Source organism: Anaplasma phagocytophilum (assembly GCF_023476575.1).
In the GTDB taxonomy this organism is placed as follows: Bacteria; Pseudomonadota; Alphaproteobacteria; order Rickettsiales; family Anaplasmataceae; genus Anaplasma; species Anaplasma phagocytophilum_A.
This window is the reverse complement of record NZ_JAHLEX010000082.1, coordinates 1-5,179: the sequence shown is the minus strand read 5'-3', so window position 1 is coordinate 5,179 and position 5,179 is coordinate 1. Positions and strand designations below refer to the sequence as shown.

At 40.9% G+C, this 5,179-nt stretch carries 4 protein-coding genes and 1 pseudogene; 2 read left to right on the top strand and 3 right to left on the bottom strand.

Features of this window, described 5'->3' with window-relative positions; all coding sequences use genetic code 11:
• A pseudogene (locus KPX09_RS04215) lies at positions 1-127 on the top strand (hypothetical protein); the annotation flags it as partial.
• Here KPX09_RS04215 and KPX09_RS04210 read toward each other — a convergent pair.
• The 3 genes from KPX09_RS04210 to KPX09_RS04200 all read right to left on the bottom strand — a co-directional run bounded on the left by KPX09_RS04210 (position 88) and on the right by KPX09_RS04200 (position 4,245).
• Entirely contained in the window at positions 88-1,173 is a 1,086-nt protein-coding gene (locus tag KPX09_RS04210) for an FAD-dependent oxidoreductase (protein ID WP_249549135.1), read from the bottom strand. The pseudogene KPX09_RS04215 and the gene KPX09_RS04210 overlap by 40 nt on opposite strands.
• A 1,118-nt stretch (positions 1,174-2,291) precedes the next feature.
• Entirely contained in the window at positions 2,292-3,749 is a 1,458-nt protein-coding gene (locus KPX09_RS04205; protein ID WP_275973653.1) for a replicative DNA helicase, read from the bottom strand.
• 49 nt (positions 3,750-3,798) lie between these two features.
• On the bottom strand, positions 3,799-4,245 hold the full coding sequence (locus KPX09_RS04200; RefSeq protein WP_249549134.1) for a hypothetical protein: 447 nt from the start codon (positions 4,243-4,245) through the stop codon (positions 3,799-3,801).
• A 162-nt stretch (positions 4,246-4,407) separates the two neighbouring features.
• Here KPX09_RS04200 and KPX09_RS04195 point away from each other — a divergent pair, with 162 nt between their 5' ends.
• Positions 4,408-4,851 carry a nucleoside deaminase gene (locus tag KPX09_RS04195; protein WP_249549133.1) on the top strand — a complete coding sequence of 148 codons (444 nt, stop codon included), beginning with the start codon at positions 4,408-4,410 and terminating at the stop codon, positions 4,849-4,851.
• Positions 4,852-5,179 lie beyond the last annotated feature (328 nt).

Below are 5,179 nucleotides of genomic sequence, written 5' to 3'. Positions count from 1 at the left end.
GACTCATGACTCCATAGGTGTTGGTGAGGATGGCCCTACTCATCAACCTGTCGAGCATCTTGCTTCGTTGAGAGCTATTCCTAATCTCTATGTTTTTAGGCCGGCGGATGCTGTAGAGGTTTTGGAAAATAAAGCTGGGTGATTTAAACTGCCACCGTCCAAGAATGACAGCACTTCTTCTACTATTGCCGGTACGCAAAGATAACCATATCTGTATAAACCGTTTATTCTTATCACTCTATCTTCCACTAATACTCTGGGAACATTGTCACGGAAAGCTGGCCTACACGCAGACATCATGTCTAATATTCTGGCTTCAGCAAATCCTCGGTGTAGTGAGTATATAGCTGAAAGCATTTCTAAGGCTGACTGCACTGATACTTCGGAACAATCACAACTTTCTATCTCTGAAGCACCAACAATGAACATGTGCTCTTGACGCGGCACAACATATACACTATATCTAGGGTGCATCACGCGTACTGCGCGTTTTATAGTCACTCCTGGAGCCTTAACCAATATTGCTTCTCCTCGCACGCCCCTTAAGCCAGCAATTTCAGATTTTGCACCCACCCCTCGACAATCAAACACAAAATCAAACGTATGTGATCCCTGCTCAGTGACAATTTTCGCACACTGCACTTTGAGTACACTGACGTTGCTATACCACGTAATACCATAATCCCTGAGTACATTCTCCAAGGACTTAAAGAGAGTGATACTATCAATGCTACCTTCGCCTTTTATATACATTCCATAGGGGGCTGAAATGCCTTCTTCTAACTCGTATACTTTATTAGTGATGCGCAACCCACTAAACACTTCGGGAAATCTATTCCGGATAATAGCACACTTCATTTCCAGATCTGATAAATCCGCAGCATGTGCAACCATGACGCTACCCATGGCCTGTAGGCAAAACTCAGCGCCTATGTTACTAAGAATCTGCGGCCACAGCTCCATGGATCTGTATCCTAAGTCTATTACCAAATCACCCGTATTTTCTGCTTCTGAGTATAAAGAAAGCATGCCTGCAGCAATGTAGCCACAACTTGCCTTGCCTATAGTATCATCTCGATCAAAAATAGTGACGCTCCACCCATCTCTAAGCAACGCAAGCGCTAAGATTCTCCCGACTAATCCCGCTCCTGCTATACCTGCAGTTTTCACCATACAACCACTTTAAACATCCCTTTGGAAATTATAACAAGAGACAGACATCACAGCACTTGCTTTCGAGTCAATACCTGAAAGGCAATATAAACTCTTGGAGTATGCGTGCAAATCCTAGGTAACCAACATATTTACTGGATAATACCACTAAGTTAGCAAAATATCGCATTTGTATACCTCCTAGTGATTCGAGAAAATGGATCATACTCAAGATCGCATTTCACAACATCTCATTCACATATTGATACTAAAGAGCATTTTCTCTCGAAACCTAAAATATAAAAAGAAAGTCTTTTGCTACAAAAATGCTTATTAATTTATATGGCTCGCACTCATTTATAATGCTCTTAGAGCCTGTAGCAGCAAATCATGGATATAATGCAACTGTTTTATGCCATGAAGGAAGATACAAAGTGTAACTATAAGATTTCATTAGCCATCCTAGAGTGCTGTATACCTAAGAAAATAGTGCTTCATAAACATAAGTCCTCCCATAAATGCGATGCGCTCTCACATACCCAGGGAAAATGATAAGTTCTAATATGAGCCAAATTTCTAACTTCTACTCATTTTAGAGATCACCACCTATATTTTCTGTTCTCTAAGTTATACAACCTAGCACAGATTCCCTTCCTTATCAGGAAGTTTGTCATCTGTTGTCACGCTACATGCAAAAATTTTCTGTATATAATCGTCAAATTAACAGTATGTTCCCACTCCCCAACCGCTCATTAAAAGTACAGTGAAACTTCTGAATCTTTCAGAAACCGCTATAAAATTAATTGCAGAAGTTTTAGATCTCACAGCCAGTAATAACACTGCTTCTTTAATACATCTGAAATTTACAATGCTGAAATTCACATGACAAAATCGTTGCTAAACACAATGAGCCCTTCTGCTTTGATTCCATGTTTTGCTACACTACCGAACGATTCCATAACATACCTATTCATAGGCGTAGACGCATATACCCTAAAAACTCAATTAAAAAATACGTCCCTACAAGCGTGCTAGAACACTGTAGCAATATCCTGCCAAACAATGCGAGAACTATAATGGCTCATATATTCCCTAATACCACGATTACTCCTACACCACAGCTTGCATAGCCTGAAAGACTAACCCTGATCGTACATACCATAGCGCGCTGTGTAATCGCGGAATTTACCCTTCTCCGGTTCAAAGAATAGCCTCACATTACCAATAGGACCATTCCTCTGCTTGGAAACAAAAACGTCCGCAAGATTACTAATAGAATCCATTTTCATCTGCCACTCTGCATGCTTAGAAGTCCCTTCCGTAGGTTGCTTTCTAAGCTCATAATATTCCTCGCGGTATAAAAACATCACTACATCAGCATCTTGCTCAATACTTCCCGAATCACGAAGATCCGACAGCTGCGGTTTCTTATCATCACGCTGTTCAACAAGCCTTGATAGCTGAGAAAGTGCTACCAAAGGAACATTCAATTCTTTAGCTATAGCTTTTAGCCCCTGAGTCACTTCAGAAACTTCCTGCACCCTATTATCACCACTCCTTTTGGTGGTTCCTTTAATAAGCTGCAGATAGTCAATAAAAATCACACCTACATTATGCAGCTGATGCATTCTCCTGATCCTTGTCCTAAGCCCACTAATCGATAATGCTGAAGAATCATCGATAACTAGCGGTAGATCACATATATTTTCACTAGCCCTTAAAACCTGCTGTAAGTCTCCACTGCTTATTTTGCCGGATAAAGCCTTGTATGAACTAATCTCTGACTCAATGGATATAAGCCTAGATGCTATATGCTCCGCAGACATTTCTAGAGAGAAAAAACCTACACTCTTCCCCTTCTCTTTTAACGACTTACACGCACTCAGAGCCATATTCAAAGCCAAAGCTGTTTTTCCCATGGAGGGCCGTGCAGCCAAAATAATCAAATCTGAATTTTGCAATCCATTAAGCAATAAATCCAGGTCTTTTAGACCTACCGTAACCCCCTGTAAAGCATTTTTATTATGTCTGGCGGATTCAATCTTTTTCCTAACGTCTCCTATCAGCGTTGCAAATGTGTGATAATTCCTATCAGCCTTCCCCTTATTCCCCAATAAAAAAAGCTTCTGCGCAGCATTTTCTATCTGCTGCTCCGCTGGGTTATCTGAATCATAATCGTATGCCTTACCAACAATATCGCTACCAAGCGAAATCAAGCATCGCCTAAGATGCGCATCAAAAACTACTCTCGCTACACTCCTGATGTCAAAAACTACACTAGCCTTAGCCGCGATTTTTGCGAGATACTCCCCTCCTCCACACTCAAGCAGTGCCTCATCATTGTCAAAAAACATTTTGAGACTTATCTCATTTGCAGAAAGACCTCTCTTATTTATCTTTACTACTTGATCAAAAATACGTCCATGTAACGGATCATAAAATACTTCCGAGCTGATCATATCCTCAAGAGCATCACAGATCCTATTATCACGGAGCATAGCACCTATAAGCATCTGCTCTGCTTCTACATTGTTAGGCAAGTGAGCAATACTTTTCATCAAGCCCTTTTCTTCTGAGCTATGCACTAGATCCCCCAAAAACTATGACTGCCATCCTAAATCCATAATCAAGCACAAACTACACCTCTCACCTCGACCTCCCCCTGTGTTTGCCCTGATACATCCCCTTCATGCTTACCAACATCTGCCAAAACCCATTCTGTAGCTGACTAGATTTCATACCTATAAGCTTTTGCCGCTTCTCTGACATAACAAATCGTGTCCATCTTCCTATGGGCTCCATCAACCCTATAATTTTTACAATATCCTGGTATTCTGCATGCACGCCAGAGCTCTTATGCAAGAATTGAGCATTAACCCTCTCCCTTGCAATCTCTCTGTGTTTTTTCTCAAGGTAACGCTTATGCTTCTCTTCATCAGTGAGGGATTCTTCTTCGTCAGGCACGCTGAAAAATCGCCCAACATAATCCCGCAAAAACTTAAAGCACAGCCCCAAAAAGCCAAGACACAAAAAGCCCGCTATGACTATGAAAAAACCTGCCGAAACCTTAAAAATCATGACTTTCCAAGACATACCAATCCCCCTTTATTCTAACACAATGCAGCTGAAATGAGAAAGATATTGGCTACTTGCCTCTTGTACCTGTATACTCAGCACAGTATTACATGTTGTAACCATTTGCATTGGACATGCCCGGTCCTACCATCGAACACTTTGCGCAGTATATTGCTTGACATGCGAGCCGCTGCCTACATGAAAATAGCAATGAAAGAAGCCAACTCATCCTTTGGAGAAATACCTGTAGGTGCTGTAGTTGTGCTCGATGGAGTTATTATAGCCAAAGCACACAATCTCACCATTCAAAACACAGATCCAACAGCCCATGCTGAAATCGTTGCTATTCGCATGGCATGCAAAGCTCTGTCCACTCATATACTTGATAGTTGCGATATTTATGTAACCCTAGAACCCTGTGCGATGTGTACACAGGCTATATCTCTAGCACGAATCAGAAGAATATACTTCGGTGCATATAATGAAAAGCTGGGTGGTATAGAAAATGGAGCACGAGTTCTTAAATACTGCTTGCACGTCCCTGAAGTATATGGCGGATTCCTGGAGCAAGAGAATGCAAAACTACTAAAAGCTTTTTTCAAAAAAATGCGCCCTAAAAACTAAGAAGCCGCCATCATTACACAACGCAACCTCATCACTCCTGCAATAGCAGGCCACCCAGAAAACAACTAAAATTGACCTAATATAATATATAAAGCGTCACTACAATATTAGGATGAGAAATTTCAACAGCACTTACTTAACCAAGTGAACTATGTCCTGACCCTGATATTTAATAATAGAACTCCGTATATAAACCCGATATCAAATCCCAAGGTTACCATACAAAACATACCTAGAGACTTCTTATAGATATACTGAGAAGCTTGGGTACTTAGCCTTCTCACAAATTGAACTCATAGTAAACAAGATCCATGACAAAACAACGAAG

Excerpts from the sequence above, each read along its gene's own strand:
- KPX09_RS04210 (WP_249549135.1), bottom strand. The coding sequence starts at position 1,173 with ATGGTGAAAACTGCAGGTATAGCAGGAGCGGGATTAGTCGGGAGAATC.
- KPX09_RS04200 (WP_249549134.1), bottom strand. The coding sequence starts at position 4,245 with ATGTCTTGGAAAGTCATGATTTTTAAGGTTTCGGCAGGTTTTTTCATA.
- KPX09_RS04195 (WP_249549133.1), top strand. The coding sequence starts at position 4,408 with ATGCGAGCCGCTGCCTACATGAAAATAGCAATGAAAGAAGCCAACTCA.